This window comes from Nonomuraea cavernae (genome assembly GCF_014646355.1).
Taxonomy (GTDB): Bacteria; Actinomycetota; Actinomycetes; order Streptosporangiales; family Streptosporangiaceae; genus Nonomuraea; species Nonomuraea cavernae.
Genome location: NZ_BMNH01000007.1, coordinates 67,253 through 83,730, shown reverse-complemented (window position 1 = coordinate 83,730; position 16,478 = coordinate 67,253). Strand labels below are relative to the sequence as shown.

13 protein-coding genes are annotated in these 16,478 nt (G+C 73.2%); 8 read left to right on the top strand and 5 right to left on the bottom strand.

Translation table 11 applies throughout. The annotated features are described in order from the left end of the window. Positions 1-32 precede the first annotated feature (32 nt). Together IEY82_RS14545 and IEY82_RS14540 are read left to right on the top strand one after the other, a co-directional pair. Entirely contained in the window at positions 33-2,222 is a 2,190-nt protein-coding gene (locus IEY82_RS14545) for a lantibiotic dehydratase (RefSeq protein ID WP_189124640.1), read from the top strand. A 130-nt stretch (positions 2,223-2,352) separates the two neighbouring features. Beyond that, on the top strand, positions 2,353-3,363 hold the full coding sequence (locus IEY82_RS14540) for a LacI family DNA-binding transcriptional regulator (protein ID WP_189124639.1): 1,011 nt from the start codon (positions 2,353-2,355) through the stop codon (positions 3,361-3,363). 5 nt (positions 3,364-3,368) lie between these two features. Here the strand turns inward: IEY82_RS14540 and IEY82_RS14535 are convergent, their stop codons facing one another. Continuing rightward, positions 3,369-4,718 carry an MFS transporter gene (locus tag IEY82_RS14535; protein ID WP_189124638.1) on the bottom strand — a complete coding sequence of 450 codons (1,350 nt, stop codon included), beginning with the start codon at positions 4,716-4,718 and terminating at the stop codon, positions 3,369-3,371. A gap of 281 nt (positions 4,719-4,999) precedes the next feature. On the opposite strand from IEY82_RS14535, the gene IEY82_RS14530 reads away from it, so the two are divergent. The 4 genes from IEY82_RS14530 (at position 5,000) to IEY82_RS14515 (ending at position 9,092) form a co-directional block, all read left to right on the top strand. Beyond that, positions 5,000-5,851 carry a shikimate dehydrogenase gene (locus tag IEY82_RS14530; RefSeq protein WP_189124637.1) on the top strand — a complete coding sequence of 284 codons (852 nt, stop codon included), beginning with the start codon at positions 5,000-5,002 and terminating at the stop codon, positions 5,849-5,851. Between the two features lie 11 nt (positions 5,852-5,862). Continuing rightward, complete coding sequence (locus IEY82_RS14525; RefSeq protein WP_189124636.1) at positions 5,863-7,839, top strand: bifunctional sugar phosphate isomerase/epimerase/4-hydroxyphenylpyruvate dioxygenase family protein; 1,977 nt, start codon at positions 5,863-5,865, stop codon at positions 7,837-7,839. 51 nt (positions 7,840-7,890) lie between these two features. Continuing rightward, positions 7,891-8,553 (top strand): TetR/AcrR family transcriptional regulator, encoded by a 663-nt coding sequence (locus tag IEY82_RS14520; protein WP_189124635.1) that lies wholly within the window; start codon positions 7,891-7,893, stop codon positions 8,551-8,553. A gap of 92 nt (positions 8,554-8,645) precedes the next feature. Then, positions 8,646-9,092: a DUF6789 family protein gene (locus tag IEY82_RS14515; RefSeq protein WP_189124634.1), complete on the top strand. Its 447-nt coding sequence runs from the start codon at positions 8,646-8,648 to the stop codon at positions 9,090-9,092. A gap of 117 nt (positions 9,093-9,209) precedes the next feature. Here IEY82_RS14515 and IEY82_RS14510 read toward each other — a convergent pair whose 3' ends face one another. The 3 genes from IEY82_RS14510 to IEY82_RS14500 all read right to left on the bottom strand — a co-directional run bounded on the left by IEY82_RS14510 (position 9,210) and on the right by IEY82_RS14500 (position 11,606). Next, complete coding sequence (locus tag IEY82_RS14510) at positions 9,210-10,478, bottom strand: S8 family peptidase (protein ID WP_189124633.1); 1,269 nt, start codon at positions 10,476-10,478, stop codon at positions 9,210-9,212. Positions 10,479-10,561: 83 nt separating this feature from the next. Then, a complete protein-coding gene (locus IEY82_RS14505) occupies positions 10,562-11,023 on the bottom strand; it encodes a hypothetical protein (RefSeq protein ID WP_189124632.1) in 462 nt (153 codons plus the stop codon). Beyond that, a complete protein-coding gene (locus IEY82_RS14500; protein ID WP_189124631.1) occupies positions 11,016-11,606 on the bottom strand; it encodes an RNA polymerase sigma factor in 591 nt (196 codons plus the stop codon). The genes IEY82_RS14505 and IEY82_RS14500 overlap by 8 nt, the downstream gene beginning before the upstream one ends. A gap of 138 nt (positions 11,607-11,744) precedes the next feature. Between IEY82_RS14500 and IEY82_RS14495 the strand changes: the two genes are divergently transcribed. Together IEY82_RS14495 and IEY82_RS14490 are read left to right on the top strand one after the other, a co-directional pair. Further along, a complete protein-coding gene (locus tag IEY82_RS14495; protein ID WP_189124630.1) occupies positions 11,745-14,477 on the top strand; it encodes a CHAT domain-containing protein in 2,733 nt (910 codons plus the stop codon). A 38-nt stretch (positions 14,478-14,515) separates the two neighbouring features. Further along, positions 14,516-14,872: a nucleotide pyrophosphohydrolase gene (locus IEY82_RS14490; protein ID WP_189124629.1), complete on the top strand. Its 357-nt coding sequence runs from the start codon at positions 14,516-14,518 to the stop codon at positions 14,870-14,872. Between the two features lie 62 nt (positions 14,873-14,934). Here the strand turns inward: IEY82_RS14490 and IEY82_RS14485 are convergent, their stop codons facing one another. After that, positions 14,935-16,413 (bottom strand): MFS transporter, encoded by a 1,479-nt coding sequence (locus IEY82_RS14485; protein WP_189124628.1) that lies wholly within the window; start codon positions 16,411-16,413, stop codon positions 14,935-14,937. Positions 16,414-16,478: the final 65 nt, after the last annotated feature.

Below are 16,478 nucleotides of genomic sequence, written 5' to 3'. Positions count from 1 at the left end.
CACACAGCAGGAGTCCACACAAGGGGAGCACCATGGACTATCGGGTGGGTGAGGTCTTCGGCGTGCGGGTGGCGGGACTACCGGTCGGCGAGCTGGACGCGCTGAGGTTCGCGCGCACCTGGGAACTGGTCGACCGGCTCGTCGCCGACGGAGAGGAGCCCGGCACCGAGCTGTCACGGGTGCTGGCCGCCGAGACGGCCGGCCGCACCGAGGCGCTGCGGCTCCTGGCCTGCGACGAGGACTTCCGGCGCGGGCTGGCCGCCGCGAACCCCGCGCTCTCCGCCGAGCTGGACGGCTGGCTCGCCCGGCCCGACGAGCCGCCCGAGCGGGCCGTGCTCGCCCGCCTGGCCAGGTACGCCGCCCGCCTGGCCACCAGGACCAGCCCGTACGCCCCCTCCACGATCAGCGGCCTGGGCCGGTGGGACGACGACGGCGACGCCCCGGCCGCGACCGCGCCCGACGAGCTGCGCCGTTGCGTCGTCCCCGAGTCCGATCTCGCCACGGTGGGACGCATCTGGGACGCGCTCGCGACGCGCCCCGGCCTGCGCGAGGCCGTGCGGGTGCGGGTCAACCCGAGCCTGCGGCAGGAGGACGGCTGGCTCTGGTTCCTGGGCAGTGGCCCCGAGGAGACGCCGGTCCGCATGCCGGCCGAGCCCATGCTGGCCGGGTTGCTGTCCTGGGTGCGCAACACGTCCGATCCCACGGTCGGCGGGCTCGAACGGGCCGCCGCCTCGCCCGGCCTGGTGGCCCGGCTGCTGGCGGCCGGGCTGCTGGAGCGGCGGCGGCCGTTCGCCGACCAGTCCCTCGATCCGCTCGCCGACCTGGCCGCCTGGGTCGAGGAGGTGCTGCCCGGCGACTCGTCGGACCGGCCCTGGCTGCCCACCGCGCTCCGCGAGGTGGAGCAGGCGCCGCACGACCGGATCGGGGACGTGACCGGCTGGCTGCTCGCCCGGCTCGGCGACCCGGCCGAGCTCGCGGTCAGGAACGTGCGGCTGGAGACCGCCGTGTCGCCCGAGCCGGTGGCCGTCTGCGGGCGTGCCGCCTGGGAGCCGGTGCTGCGCGACCTCGACACCGTGCGCCGGCTGGCCGCCGTGTTCGACCCCGACCTGCCGGTCAAGCTCGCGCTGGCCGAGCACTTCGTACGCTGCCACGGCGAACGGGCCACCGTCCCGTTCGTCCGCTTCTATCACGACGCGCACCTCGTCGACCGCGACTCCGCGCCGGCCGGTCCGGCGGTGCGCGAGCTCGCCCGGCTGCGCCGGGAGACCTGCGAGATCCTGTACGGCGGGTCGCCCGACGAGCGCGGCGCGATCGTCGCCGACCCCGACCTGGTGGACAAGATGGCGGCCGCCTGGCCCAAGCACCTCCGGCCGCCCGGCTCCATCGCCTGCCACGGCCACCTTCTGCCGGGACCGGAGTTCGTGCTCGACTCCGTCACCGCCGGCTACGGCCGGGGCATCGGCCGGATCCGCCACCTGCTCGCCCTGGCCGGCGCCGACGCGCCCGCCGTGCGGCCGCGGCCGGTGGCCGAGTGCCTGGGCGGCTTCGGCGCCCACCTCAACCTGCGGCCCTCCTCGGGCGTCACCGTCGACTACCCGTTCACCGTCACCGGCTGGCCGGGCCCGTCGGTGGCCGACCTGCGCGTCTCCTACGATCCGGGCAGCCTGCGCCTGCTGCTGTCCGACGGTGACGGCAATCCGGTGCGGCCCGCCCACCTGGGGCTGGCGCCCGAGGCCACGCTGCCGCCGGCCTGGTCGTTCCTGGTCCGTGTCTTCGGCGAGCCGTGCGTCGCCCTGCCCGAGCCGTGGGAGATCGGCGGGAGCGCGGAGGAGCCGCACGCCTGGCCGCGGCTGCGGGTCGGGCGGGTCGTGCTGGTCCGCGCCGGCTGGCGGATGAGCGCGGCCGACCTGCCCGTCCCGGTCGCCGGCGAGCCGGACGCCGCCTACCTGACGCGGACGGCCCGTTGGCTGGACCGGCACCGGATCCCGCGCCGTTTCTTCGCCCGCCTGGCCGGCGCCCGCCCCGGCTCACTCCGCAGGCCGTTCTACGTGGACGTGACCGACCACTTCCTGCTGCTGTCGCTGGCCAGGGCCGCCACCCGCCGGGGCGGGCCGGTCGTGCTGGAGGAGGCCCTGCCGGACCCGGCCGCCGCGCCCTGCTACGGCCCGCAGGGGCAGCGGGTGACCGAGTACACGCTGGACGTCTCGGCCCGGGACTCCTGAACCTCCGGTCGAAAGATTTCGCGAAACCACCGACAATTTCGTTGCCAGGAGCACAGGTAACCGGGGTGTTACGGGTGCGTCGCAGGAGTGAGCGGGAGTCCAAGCCGAAAGTTTCGGTACACTCCCGACCATGCCAGCGAAGAGGCGGGTGACGATCGCCCTGATAGCCGAGGAGGCCGGGGTCTCGATCCCCACGGTTTCCAAGGTCGTCAACGGCCGCCCCGAGGTCGCGCCCGCGACCCGGCACCGGATCGAGCGGCTGCTGCGCGAGCACGGTTACCAGCGGCGGGCCAGCCAGGGCGACGCCCCGGCCGGGCTGGTCGACCTGGTCTTCGCCGAGGTCGAGTCGCCCTGGGCGATGGAGATCGTGCGCGGCGCCGAGACCGTGGCGTACGAGGCGGGGGCCAGCCTGGTGATCTCCGTGCTGCACACGCACGCGGGCCCCGGCCGCGACTGGCTGGAGCGCCTGGCCGCGCGCCGCACCGACGGTGTGGTGATCGTCGCCTCACGCCTGTCGGCGGGAGTGCAGTCGCAGCTCAGCGCCCGGTCGCTGCCGTTCGTCGTGGTCGATCCGGAGGGCGAGCCGGCGGCCGGCGTCGTCTCGGTGGGCGCCACCAACTGGAACGGCGGGCTGGCCGCGACCCGCCACCTGATCGAGCTGGGCCACCGGCGGATCGGGATGATCAGCGGCCCCGCCGACATGCTCTGCGGTCAGGCCCGGATCGACGGCTACCGGGCGGCCCTGGAGACCGCCGGGATGCCGCTCGCGCCCGAGCTGATCCGGCGCGGCACCTTCCTGGTCGACTCCGGTCACGACGAGGGGCACGCGCTGCTCTCGCTCGACGACCCGCCCACGGCCATCTTCGCGGGCAGCGACCTGCAGGCGTTCGGCGTCTTCGAGGCGGCGCGGCAGCGTGGCCTGCGGGTGCCCGAGGACCTCAGCGTGGTGGGGTTCGACGATCTGCCACTGGCCAAGTCGGCCTGGCCGCCGCTGACCACGGTGCGCCAGCCGCTGCAGGAGATGGCCGCCCTCGCCACCCGTACGGTGCTGGGCATGGGACGCGGCGAGGTGCCGGAGAGCCGCCGGGTGGAGCTGGCCACGGAGCTGATCGTCCGTGAGAGCACGGCCCCACCCGGGTGAGCGGCTCAGGCGGGGGTGGAGACGCCGTCGCCGGCGGGCTTGCGGCCGAGCTCCTCGGTCGGCACGTGGGCGGTCTCCTTGGCCGTCAGGACCGCGATGGCGCTGATCGCGCAGAGGATGCCGGTGAAGATCGCCACCCCGGTCCAGCCCTGCAGGCCGAGCCAGCCTGACGGCGAGACGATCCCGGCGGCCGAGGCCACCGCGAAGCCCGCGATGGCGAAGCCGATCTGGGTGCCGATCGCCATGCCCGACAGGCGCACCTTGGTGGTGAACATCTCGCCGTACAACGACGGCCAGATGCCGTTGGAGGCGCTGTAGACGACGCCGAGCGTCAGGATGCCGACCAGGAAGATCAGCGGGTAGCTCTTCGAGTTGATCGCCGCCAGGTAGACGAAGATCATGATCGGGCTGCCCACGGCGCCGATCAGGAAGACGGGCCGGCGGCCGATCCGGTCCGACAGCCGCGCCCACAGCGGGATCGTCACGAGGGCCACGCCGTTGGCGGCGACGCCGACCCAGAGCATGGTGGCCTTGTCGAGCCCGATCGCGTCGCTGGTGGCGTAGTTGAGCGCCCAGACGGTGAAGATCGTGCTGACCGTGGCGATCAGGGCCGCGCAGACGACGCGCAGCACGCTCGCCCAGTGGTCGCGGAAGAGCAGGGAGAGCGGCATCTTCGGCACGGTGCCCTCGGCCACCTCACGCTCGAAGGCGGGGGTCTCGTCCAGCTTGCGGCGGATGATCCAGCCGGCGACCGCGACGGCCACGCTGAGCCAGAACGGCACCCGCCAGCCCCAGCTGAGCAGCTGCTCCTCCGGCAGGGCCGCGACCGGGATGAACGCGAAGGTGGCCAGGATCTGGCCGAACTGCGTGCCGTTGAGCGTGAAGCTGGTGTAGTAGCCGCGCCGGTCGGCGGGGGAGTGCTCCAGCGTCATGGAGTTGGCGCTGGCCTGCTCGCCGGCCGCCGACAGGCCCTGCAGCACGCGCAGGAACACCAGCAACGCAGGCGCCAGGCCGCCGATCTGGTCGCGGGTCGGCAGGCAGCCGATGAGGAAGGTCGAGACGCCCATCAGGACCAGCGTGAAGACCATGATCTTCTTGCGGCCGAACCTGTCGCCGACGTGCCCGAGGATGAAGGCGCCGACCGGCCTGGCCGCGTAGGCCACGCCGAAGCTGGCCAGCGACTGGAGGGTGGCGGTGGCGGGGTCCGACTCGTCGAAGAACACCTTCGAGAAGATCAGGGCCGCCGCGCTGCCGTAGATGAAGAAGTCGTAGTACTCCAGCGCGCTGCCGATCCAGGCGGCGAGTGCCGCCTTGCGCGGCGTGCCCTGCTGGTCGCCGGGTGATCGATCGGTCACGAGTGCTCCTTGCGGCTTCGATGGAGGTGGTCGGCTGCCCCCCGGCGCGCGTCGTGGGAGGCCGGGGCTCCCGCCACGCGAGTCCGCCTTCCAGAGATTTCCGGCGAGTTACGAACTAGATAGTTAATTGCAGATGCTGCAGTGACTCATTTCACCTGTCAAGAGCCGGACGGAGAACCGGGCGAGAACCGGAGGAGACCCAGGAAAGAGGTCGCCCCTTTCCTCCTGGCCCGGGATGAGATATGACTAACTCACTAGTTCGTACATTGAGGCGAGGGTGGATGACCTCCTATCTGATCGGGCTGATCGGCGCCGGCATCGGCGCCTCCCTCAGCCCTGCCCTGCACGAGCGCGAGGCACGCTTCCACGGCCTGCACTACACCTACCGGCTGATCGACCTCGCCGTCCTCGGGCTCACCGCCGACGACGTGGGAGACCTGGTCCGTACGGCCAGGCGGCTCGGCTACGACGGGCTGAACATCACCCATCCCGGCAAGCAGACCGTCATCCCGCACCTCGACGACCTGTCGGAGGACGCGGCGGTCCTCGGCGCCGTCAACACCGTCGTCTTCGACGGCGACCGGGCCATCGGGCACAACACCGACTGGACCGGCTTCGCCGAGTCCTTCGCCCGCGACCTGCCCGGCGCGCCCACCGGGGAGATCGTGCAGCTCGGCGCGGGAGGCGCGGGCGCCGCGGTGGCCCACGCACTGCTCACACACGGAGCCGGCCGGTTGACCGTCGTCGACGCCGACCCCGGCCGGGCCGGCTCGCTGGCCGCCGAGCTGGAACGCCGGTTCGGCGCCGGCCGCGCCCGCGCCGCCGACCGCGCCGACCAGGCCGGCCTGGCCACCGCCGACGGCCTGGTGCACGCCACCCCCACCGGCATGGCCCACCACCCCGGGCTCGCGCTGCCCGCCGAGCTGCTGCACCCCGGGCTCTGGGTGGCCGACATCGTCTACCTGCCACTGGAGACCGAGCTGCTGCGGACGGCGCGGGCGATCGGCTGCCGGACCCTGAACGGCGGCGGGATGGCCATGTCCCAGGCGGCCCACTCCTTCCGCCTCTTCACCGGCAAGGAGCCCGACGCCGCCCGGATGCTGACCCACCTGACCGACCTCGTCACCACCTGACAGGAGCACGGATGCGCAAGTCCATCGCCACGGTCTCGGTGAGCGGCACGCTGGCCGAGAAACTGCACGCGATCGCGGCCGCCGGCTTCGACGGTGTGGAGATCTTCGAGAACGATCTCATCGCCAGCCCGCTGTCACCCGAGGAGGTGCGCGCGCGGGCCGCCGACCTGGGCCTGGGCATCGACCTCTACCAGCCGCTGCGTGACTTCGAGGCGGTGCCCGCCGAGGTGCTGGCCGGCAACCTGCGCCGGGCCGAGCGCAAGTTCGACCTCATGCGGCGACTCGGCGCCGACCTGCTGCTCGTCTGCTCCAGCGTCTCGCCCGACGGCATCGGCGACGACGACCTGGCCGCCGAGCACCTGCACCTGCTCGCCGACCGGGCCGCCCGGCACGGCATCCGGATCGCGTACGAGGCCCTGGCGTGGGGCCGGCACGTCAGCGACTACCTGCACGCCTGGCGCGTCGTGCAGCTCGCCGGCCACCCCAACCTCGGCACCTGCCTCGACAGCTTCCACATCCTGTCGCGAGGGTCCGACCCGATCGGCATCGAGGCGATCCCCGGCGACAAGATCTTCTTCCTCCAGCTCGCCGATGCGCCCCGGCTGGCGATGGACGTGCTGCAGTGGAGCCGCCACTACCGCTGCTTCCCCGGCCAGGGCGGCTTCGACGTGGCCGGGCTGGTGACCCACGTGCTCAAGGCCGGCTACCAGGGGCCGCTCTCGCTGGAGGTGTTCAACGACGTCTTCCGCCAGGCCGACACCGGCCGTACGGCCAAGGACGCGATGCGCTCGCTGCTCGCCCTGGAGGAGGCGGTCGGCCTGGCCCCCCAGATCCCTCCTCCCGTGATCCCCACCGGCTTCGCCTTCGCCGAGCTGACCGTTTCGGAGTCCGAGCCGACCGGCTCCGAGCCTGAGCCGACCGGCTCCGAGTCCGGGCCGGGTGACACCGACGGCGATCGGCTGCGTGACCTGCTCGCCGCGCTCGGCTTCGCGCGCACCGGCCGGCACGCCGCCAAGCCGGTGGAGCTGTGGGAACAACGCGACGCCCGGATCCTCCTCAACACCACCGGCACGGAGTCCGCGCCGGAGCGCGCGGCTTCGGTCCCGCAGTCCCCGCCGGAGCCCGCGGCTGCTGCGCCGGAGTCCACGCGGGTGGCGCCCGCGCTGGCGGCCCTCGGGCTGGAGAGTCCCGATCCGGCGGGCTCGGCCGCGCGCGCCAGATCGCTGCTCGCACCCGTGCTGCCGCGCGAGCGCGGACCGGACGAGGCGGCGCTCGACGCGATCGCCGCGCCCGACGGCACCCGGCTCTTCTTCTGCCGCACCGACCGACCCGGCCCGCTGGGGCATCCCGGCCTGTCGGACCATCCGGGGCAACGCGATCAAGCCGGTCTGCCGGGCGACGTCAGGCGCGCGAGCTGGGTGGGGGACTTCGGCCCGCGTGAGCCGGTCGCCGGGCCCGTCTCGCACATCGACCACGTGGCGCTCACCCAGCCGTTGCACCACTTCGACGAGGCCGCGTTGTTCTACCGCGGCGTGCTGGGGCTGCGCCCGCTGCCGAGCCTCGAACTACCCGACCCGTACGGCCTGCTGCGCAGCAAGGCGATGGCCAGCGACGACGGCGCGGTGCGGATGGTGCTGAACATCGCGCGGGTCGGCGGGCAGCACGTGCCGTGGCAGCACATCGCGCTGGCCTGCGACGACCTCGTGACCACGGCGCGCGGGCTGCGCGACGCCCGGCCGGACCTGCTGCTGCCGATCCCGGCCAACTACTACGACGACCTGGAGGCCCGGCACGACGTGCCGCCGGAGCTGAGGGAGCTCGGGCTGTTGTACGACCGGGATGAGCACGGGGAGTTCCTGCACCTCTACACGATCACGGTGGGGCGGGTCTTCTTCGAACTGGTCCAGCGGCTGGGCGGCTACCGAGGCTACGGCGCCGGCAACGCGCCCGTGCGGCTGGCCGTACAGCATGCCGGAACTCGTGGGTGAGCCAGCGACCTTAGGATGAGGCGGACCGGTCCGACAGCTTCGTGGAGCCTCATGACCTCGCAGCCCGCCAGCCCAGCCGCGGCAGAGCGCCGGCGCGACGCCGACCGCACCAGGGCCGAGATCCTCGAGGTGGCGCAGCGGGAGTTCGCCCGGGCGGGCTACGCCGGAGCGAGGGTCGACGAGATCGCGGAGCTGACGCGCACCACCAAGCGCATGATCTACTACTACTTCGGCAGCAAGGAGCGGCTCTACATCGCGGCTCTGGAGAACGCCTACTCCGAGGTGCGCGAGGTCGAGCGGACCCTCGACGTGGAGCATCTGGCGCCCGTCGAGGCGATCCGCACGCTGGCGGAGCTGACCTTCGACCACCACGAGGCCCATCCCGACTTCATCAAGCTCGTCGCGATCGAGAACATCCACGAGGCCGAGCACATCCGCAAGTCCGAGGCGCTGGCCAACCTGGGCACCCCGGTGCTCGACGTCATCTCGCGCATCCTGGAGGCGGGCCGCCGGAGCGGCGACTTCGTCACCGAGGCCGACGCGGTCGACGTGCACATCATGATCAGCGCGTTCTGCTACTTCAGGGTCGCCAACCAGCACACGTTCGGGGCGCTGTTCGGGCGCGACATGACGGCGCCCGAGCACCGGGCGCGGCTGCGCGCCATGGTCGGTGAGATGGTCGTGGCCTACCTGCGCGGCGCCGGCGCGCCCTGACGCGAGCGCGGCCTCCGGGATCCGCCGTCGCCCTGAACATCGGCCCGCTGATCTGCGGTTTCCCGTCCGGTCCGGAGGGCAGCCGATCCACCATGATGCGAAATCTTGTCAAAGGGGCCGCGAGCGGGGCGCTGGCCACGGCGATGATGAGCGCTGTGATGGTCGCCGGTGAGCGCGCCGGGCTCATGGGCGGCCAGCCGCCCAAGCACATCGTCCGGTCCTTGCTGCCGGGCAGCGAACGCAAGCGCAAACCGGGCGAGGGGGCGCTGGCCGCCGTCGCCCACTTCGGTTTCGGGATCGGCTCGGGCGCGCTGTTCGGGCTGATGGCCCGCCGTCGCCGCGCCCGGGTGCCGGCGGGCATCGCCTATGGCCTGATGATCTGGCTCGTGAGCTACGCGGGCTGGGTGCCCAAGATGACCGTCCTGCCGCCGATCCACCGCGACCGGCCCGGCCGCCCGGTCGTGATGGCCGCCGGTCACGTCGTGTACGGCACCGCCCTCGCCTGCGCGCTCAACCGCCTGGACAAGCCCGGGGAGTGACCGGTGGGCTCAGCGGGCCCACCGGCCGAGGGCGTCGTCGAGGTAGTAGGCCGGGCCGAAGTAACCGGGGAAGCACCGACCCCGTGGCTGCGCAGGTCGGTGGCGGTCGCGGACATGTCAGTAGCGGTCGAGGTCGGGGGAGTAGGGACGGATGCCGCGAGCCTGCGGCACTTCCTGGGACAGCCCCGGGTGGCCGGAGAGCAGCGTCTCCGCGGCCTCCTGGACGTTCGTGCCCTGTGCCATGGCGACGGCCACCATCGCGCCGGCCGCGTACGCGGCGGCCGCGGACGTGCCCGGCCAGTTGGCGCCGCCGCCGAAGTCCACCGGCTTGCGCTCGACGTTGGCGACCAGCGCACCGTGCGCGTCGCGGGTGAGGAGGGAGGCCCGCTCCAGGAACAGGCCGTCGTGCGCGCCCGGCGCCATCAGGCCGATCCACGGCCCCGACTGGGAGTAGCCCGCGCGCCTGCCGTCGTCGGCCAGGGCGCCCACGGCGATCACGCCGGGCAGCGCGGCGGGGAAGATCGCGCTGTCACGCGTCGGGCTGGGGTAGGACCCGGGCCGCAGGACGTTCCCCCAGTTGCCGGCGCTGGCGACGTGCACGCAGCCCAGCCGCGACTCGGCCCGCTCCAGCACGAACGGCGGCCTGTCGTCCCAGGTCGCCCCGCCGAGCGAGGTGAGCAGGAGATCCACCTCACCGCTGAACCGGACCATCGCCTTGGCCAGCGTCCAGGAGTCGACCTCGTTGGACGCGTTGAGCGCCTGGCGGATCACCAGGTCGGCGCCGGGCGCCTGCCGGGCCACGATGCCGGCCAGGTGGACGGCGTGTCCCAGTGTGGCGGGCGGGTCGGTGTGGTCGGCCGCCCCGAACAGGGAGGAGTCGGCGAGATAGTGCCCGGCGAGCTTCGGGTGGCGGTAGAGCGCGCCGTCCAGGATGCCGATCGTGAACCGGCGTCCCCGGTAGGACTCGCGCGGCTCGATGACCACCTCGGCCCTGGCGGCCAGCTGCTCCGGGTCGCCCTGGCCGCCGCCCGTGTAGGGCGTGCCCTCGGCGTACATGCGGATCTTGGCCATCCGGGGCACCCACTGCTTCGTCGCCTTGAACCTCTCACGCAGGTGGTACAGCACCCGGTCGAGGTCGCTCGGCGCCGCGCCGCGCGCGGTGGCGCCCGCCTCGGCCCGCATCCGGGCGTCGAGGTCGGGGTCGTACGGGAAGCGGTCGAGGGCGTCGAGCCTGATCCGGGTCAGCCCGAGCACGAGGTCGCCGTCGGGCTCTCCGCTGACGAACCCGTCGAGCTCGGCCAGCAGCAGCCTCTCGTCCCGGGACTCCACCACGATCTCGTGGGACAGGTATCGGTCGGTAGGGGTGGTCGCGTCCGAGTACGGCATGGGGGTCTCTCCTTCGATGGCTCCGTACCTGACGGAGGGCTCGGAGAGCCGCCTGATACAGACCTGACCTGAAGCGGACACGCCTAGAGGGTGATCCAGCTCGTCGCCACGCTGACGCCGTCGGAGGTGCGGCACCGCAGGTGGAACGGGTGATCGGGGATCGGCCTGATGGCGAACCCGCCCACCTCGTCGGTGCGGACCGTGGTGGTCACGCCGGACAGGACCCGTACGTGGATGTCGGCCACCTGGCTCGGCACCACCTGGCCGATCAGGGCGTCGCCGGCCACTTCGAGCTCGATGGTCAGCGACCGGCAGACGAAGGTCATGGCCCGCAACGGGGCGGACTCCGACCGGGTGAGAGCCCCGGCGGGCTCGCCGTCCACCTCGGAGTCGTAGGCGAGGCGGGCGAGCTCGTCGTCGATGTCGCGCCAGGCGAACGCCGCCCGCGCCGCCTCGACGACCTCGCGGGGGACCTCCTCGGCCGCGCGCCTCGCCGCCGCGAGCTCGTCCAGGAGCCTGTCGTCGCTCCATCGGCGTTCAGACATCGCCGCCGCCTTCTCCCGGCAGGTAGCCGTTCAGGTAGGGGCTCTGGCGCAGCTTGGCCAGGCATCGGGCACGCGTGGGGCCGATCCCGCCGACCGGGGTGCCGAGCCGGTCGCCGATCTCGGCGTACGAAGGGGGCGGGTCGCGCATGAGCAGCGTGAGCAGCTTCCGGCACAGGGCCGGCAACTGGGCGAAGGCCGCGCGCAGCGCCGCCTGCCGCTCCGCCCGCTCCAGCTCGTGTTCGATCATCGTGGTGACCTCGTCGTCGGCTGCCAGGTCGACGGTCATGGGTTGCTCGGCGACCTCGCGCCTGCGTACTGCCCGCAGAACGCGGACGCATTCGCGCTGGGTGGTGACGGCGATCCAGCCGGGCAGCGCGGCGGGGGTGCGCAGCACGGCGAGGTGCTCGACCAGGCGCAGGCAGACGGTCTGGGCCACGTCGTCGGCGTCGGGGCGGCTCAGCCGGTGCCGGAGACAGATCGACCAGATCAGCGGCAGGTAGCGCTCCACGAGCTCGTTCCAGGCGTTCTGGTCGCCCTTGCGCGCGCGGGCGACCAGCGCGATGACGGTCGGATCATCACGCATCGGGCGCCTCCCATGCCTAGAGCTCGTATTGTCGGGATTTCCGGCGCGGACGGCAACAGCGCGCCCGGTCCGGCCAAGGACGGGTTGTCTCCCGGCTGATACATCACAGACGTGGGGTCGTCCGCCACACTGCGAGAGGTGAGCCGGACTCCAACCGACTCGGCCGAGGCCATGCTGCGCCTCGCCGAGGCCGACCCCGCCCAGCTGACGTCCGTCGCGGCCGGCGCGGCCCGCCGGGCCCGCGCGCGGGGGGACACCGCGCTGGAGTCGGTCGCGGAGCGGGCCATGGGGGTGGCGGCGACCCACCTGCTCGACCTGGCCACCGCGACGCGCCACCTGCGCGCCGCGATGCGGCTCGGCGAGCGGGCGGGCTCGCCGGAGCTGGCCGCCGAGGCCCGGATCAGGCTCGCCTTCGTGGCCAGCCTGCGCGGCCGGCCCCAGCACGCGCTGGACGAGATCGAGAGCGTGCTGCCCACCGTGCACGGCGTCCTGCGCGCCCGGGCCGAAGCCCAGCGGGCGGCGATCTTCAACCACCTCGGCCGCGGTGACGACGCGCTGGCCGGCTACCGCCTGGCCGTTCCGGCGCTGCGCCGCGCCGGGGACCGCCTCTGGCTGCAGCGGGTGCTGTCCAACCGGGGCATCGTGCACGGTTACCGGCACGAGTTCACCGCCGCCGAGACCGACCTGCGCGAGGCCGAGGAGCTGTGCACCGAGCTCGGCCTGGACCTCTCGCTGGCCATCGTCAGGCTGAACCTGGGGTGGGTCACCGCCCTGCGCGGCGACGTGCCGTCCGCCCTCGCCTATCTCGACGGCGCCGAGGAGCGTTTCCGGGCGCTCGGCACGCACCAGCTCGGCTGGCTGCTCGCCGACCGGGGTGAGCTGCTGCTCTCGGTGGGCCTGGTGTCGGAGGCCCGGCTCGCCGCGCGGGAGGCGGTCGAGCAGCTGAGGCGCAACCGCCGCGCGATCGGGCTGCCGGAGGTGCGGCTGCTCCTCGCCCGTACGGCCGGCCTGGAAGGGGACCACGACGAGTCCGTACGGGAGGCGAGGCGGGCCGTCACCGAGTTCACCCGGCAGGGCAGGCCGGAATGGGCGGCGCTGGCCAGGTTCGCGGTGCTGCGCTCGCTGGCCATGGGCCGGACCCGCGCTCCGGCGGCCACGCTGCTGGAACGGGTCGCGGTCGACCTGACCGCCGCGGGCTGGCCCGGCGCGGCCGTGGAGGCCCGGATCCTCGCGGCCCAGCTCTCCCTGCGGCGCGGCCGGCCGGAACAGGCCCGCAAGCAGCTGGAACAGGCGGCCAGGCCACGCTTTCGCGGCCCCGCCCTGCTGCGCGCCAGGGCCTGGCACGCCACCGCGCTGCTGCGGTTGAGCAGGGACAACCAGCGGGGCGCGGTGACGGCGGCCAGGGCCGGGTTGCGGGTGCTCGACGAGCACCGCGCCACCCTGGGCGCGACCGACCTGCGCGCCTACAGCGCCCAGTACCGGTTGGACCTGGCCGCGCTCGGCCTGGGCATGGCCCTGCGCGCCGGCCGGGCCGAGGCGGTGCTCGCCTGGGCCGAGGAGGGCCGGGCGAGCCACCTGCTGATGCCGCCGGTCCACCCGCCGGACGACCCCTACCTGGCCGGGGCGATGGCCGAGCTGCGCGCGGTGATGAGCGAGATCAACGAGCGACGGCGGGCGGGGCAGGGCACCGGGCGGCTGGGGCAGCGTCAGCTCGCTCTGGAACGTGACATCCGCGACCACCGCCGCCGCCAGCCCGCGGTCGGCTCGCCGATGGGCGCCCGCCCGGTCGGGGTGTCCACGTTGGCCGGCGCGCTCGCCGACGCGGCGCTCGTCGAGTTCGCGCTGCTCGACGGTGAGCTGCACGCCGTCACGGTCGCGCGCGGCCGGCCGGCGCTGCACCGGCTCGGAGCCGCCGCGCCGGTCAGGGATCTGGTCGACCGCATCCCCTTCGCGCTGCGCCGCCTGGGCGGCCGTGCCGACGGGGTCAACCGGGTCGCGGCCGGCAGGATGCTGCGGCACGCCGCCGAGCACCTGGACCGGATGCTGTTCGGCCCGCTGTCGGGGGTCATCGGCGACCGGCCGCTCGTGGTGATCCCCACCGGTTTCCTGCAGGCGCTGCCGTGGTCGATCCTGCCCTCCTGCGCCGGGCGGCCCGTCACCGTCTCGCCCTCGGCGACGCTGTGGCACGCCGCCGCCGACGCGCCCGGCGAGAGCGGGCACGTGCTGGCCGTGGCGGGGCCGGGACTGCCGGGGGCACGGGCGGAGGCCGAGGCCGTCGCCGGCATCCACGAGGCGGCCGTGCTGGTCGGCGCCGAAGCCAACGCCGAGGCCGTGCTCACCGGCCTGGACGGCGCCCGGCTGGCCCACCTGGCCGCGCACGGGCGGCTGCACGCCACCAACCCGCTGTTCTCCTCGCTGCACCTGTCGGACGGCCCGCTCACCCTCTACGACCTCGAACGGCTCCGCCGCTCGCCGCAGATCGTGGTCCTCGCGGCGTGCGACAGCGGGCGCTCCATCGTGCGCGCCGGCGACGAGCTGCTCGGGCTCAGCGCCACGTTCCTCGCCCATGGCGCGCGTACGATCATCGGCTCGGTGGTCTCCGTCCCCGACGCCGAGACCGCCGAGCCCATGATCACCCTGCACCGCCTGCTGGCCGCCGGTCACTCTGCGGCGACCGCGCTGGCCGAGGCGCAGCGGGCCACCTCCGGTGAACTGCTGGCCGCTTCTGCCGGTTTCGTGTGCATCGGGGCTGACGTGCTCCTTCAGGATGACCTGGCCTCCGACGGCGCCACAGGGACCGCTCATGCGGTGGCCCTTCTGTCGGGGAGTTCGCGCCGTCACCCATCTCGGAGGGCGGCGCGCGGCGTCTGATACCTGTCCGCGGCGCGCGCCCGATAGGGTCGCCTGGCGTGAGCACCGAGTTGGAACGGCTGGCCGCGAGGTTGAGCGAGTTCGCCCGAGTCAGAGACTGGGAGAGATTCCACACGCCGAAGAACCTGGCGATGGCCCTGTCCGGTGAGGTCGGCGAGCTGGTGGCCGAGCTGCAGTGGCTCACCCCCGACGAGTCCGGCGACCTCGACCCCGCCACCCTGGCCAGGGTGCGTGCCGAGCTCGGCGACGTCACCGCCTATCTGGTCCGCCTGGCCGACGTGCTCGGCGTCGACCTCGTGGCGGAGGCCAACACCAGGCTCGACGTCAACGACCGCCGCTACGACCCCGAGCTCTACCACGGGTCGATGCGCAAGGCGCCCCCGCTCGACCCCTGACCGCCTGGCCGAGGTGCGCCGCCGGACCGGGTGCCGCTCAGCCCGGTGCGCGGCCTCGTCCGTTACGTGGTGACCCGCTCCTCCATGGTGTGCCGCCTGAGCAGCGCGACCGTGAGCACCGCGAGGCCGGCGAAGATCAGCGCGCCGGTCAGCGCCACGGCGTTGAGACCCGTCGTGAAGGCGGCACGGGCGACGTCCAGCACCTCGGGCACGCCCAGGGCGGCGGTGATGCTCTCGCGGACGCTCTCCGAGGGCAGCGTCTCCGGCAGCGTCGCGCGGTAGACGGCGGTGCCCAGGCTGCCCAGCACGGCCACGCCCACGGCCACCCCGAACTCGCCGCCGGTCTCCGACAGCGCCGCGGCCGAGCCCGCCTTCTCCGGCGGGGCCGCCGTCATGATCACGCTGTTGCCCACGCTCATCGGCAGCGCGATGCCGGCCGAGGCCAGAGCCAGGCCGATCACCAGCAACCCGGTGCCGCCCGCACTGGGCACCTGGGTGTGCACGACCAGCCCGAGCGTCGCCACCACGAGCCCGATGCCCATCACGTACGCGGGACGCATCCAGCGGGTCAGCGCCGGGCCGAGCGCCAGAGCGACGATCATGGCGAAATTCTGCGGCAGCAGCCAGAGCCCCGCCCGCAAGGGAGAGAGCCCTTCCACCATCTGCAGGTACATCGTGGACATCAACGTGGTGCCCGCCATGACGATGCCGCCGAGCAGCAGGAGCGACAGCGTGGTCGCGAAGGCACGGTTGTCGAACAACCGCAGGTCCAGCAGCGGGTTCGCCAGGTTGCGCTGCCGCCGTACGAACACCACGCCGAGCACCAGGCCGACCACGACGGCGCCGAGGGGCAGCGGCTGCCAGCCGCCCCTGGCCACCTCCTTCAGCCCGTAGATGATCGGCAGGATGGTCCCCAGCGACAGGGCGACGCTGACCAGGTCGAGCCGGCCCGCCTCCGGGTCGCGATACTCGGGCAGCAACGTCCGGCCGGTGAGCAGCAGCACGACCATGAACGGCACACCGAGCAGGAACGCCGACCCCCACCAGAAGTGCTCCAGCAGCAGCCCGCCGACCAGCGGCCCGAGCGCCATGCCCACCATGAAGCAGCCGAACCACAGCCCGATGGCCGCGCCCATCTGCTTGGTGTCGGTGAACATGTTGCGGATCAACGCCATCGACGACGGCATCAACGTCGCCCCGGCGATCCCCAGCAGCGCCCGGGTCACGATCAGCATCTCGGCGGTCGTGGAGTACGCGGCGGCCACGGAGGCCACGCCGAACGCCGCCGCCCCGATCAGCAGCAATTTCCGGCGGCCGATCCGGTCGCCCAGCGTGCCCATCGTGACCAGGAAACCGGCCAGCAGGAACGAGTAGATGTCCATGATCCACAATTGCTGCGGCGCGGTGGCCCCGAGATCTCCGCTGAGATGGGGCAGTGCCAGGTAGAGCACGCTGACGTCGAGTGAGAGCAACAGGGCGACCGAGGCCAGCACGGCCAGTCCGATCCACTCCCGCCGTCCTGCGAGGGTTGCGGTGTCCATCAAGCCTTTCCTTTTCCTTGCGGCATACGGTTGTGGGGAAACAGTGTGCGAAAGCGCTTAAGGAC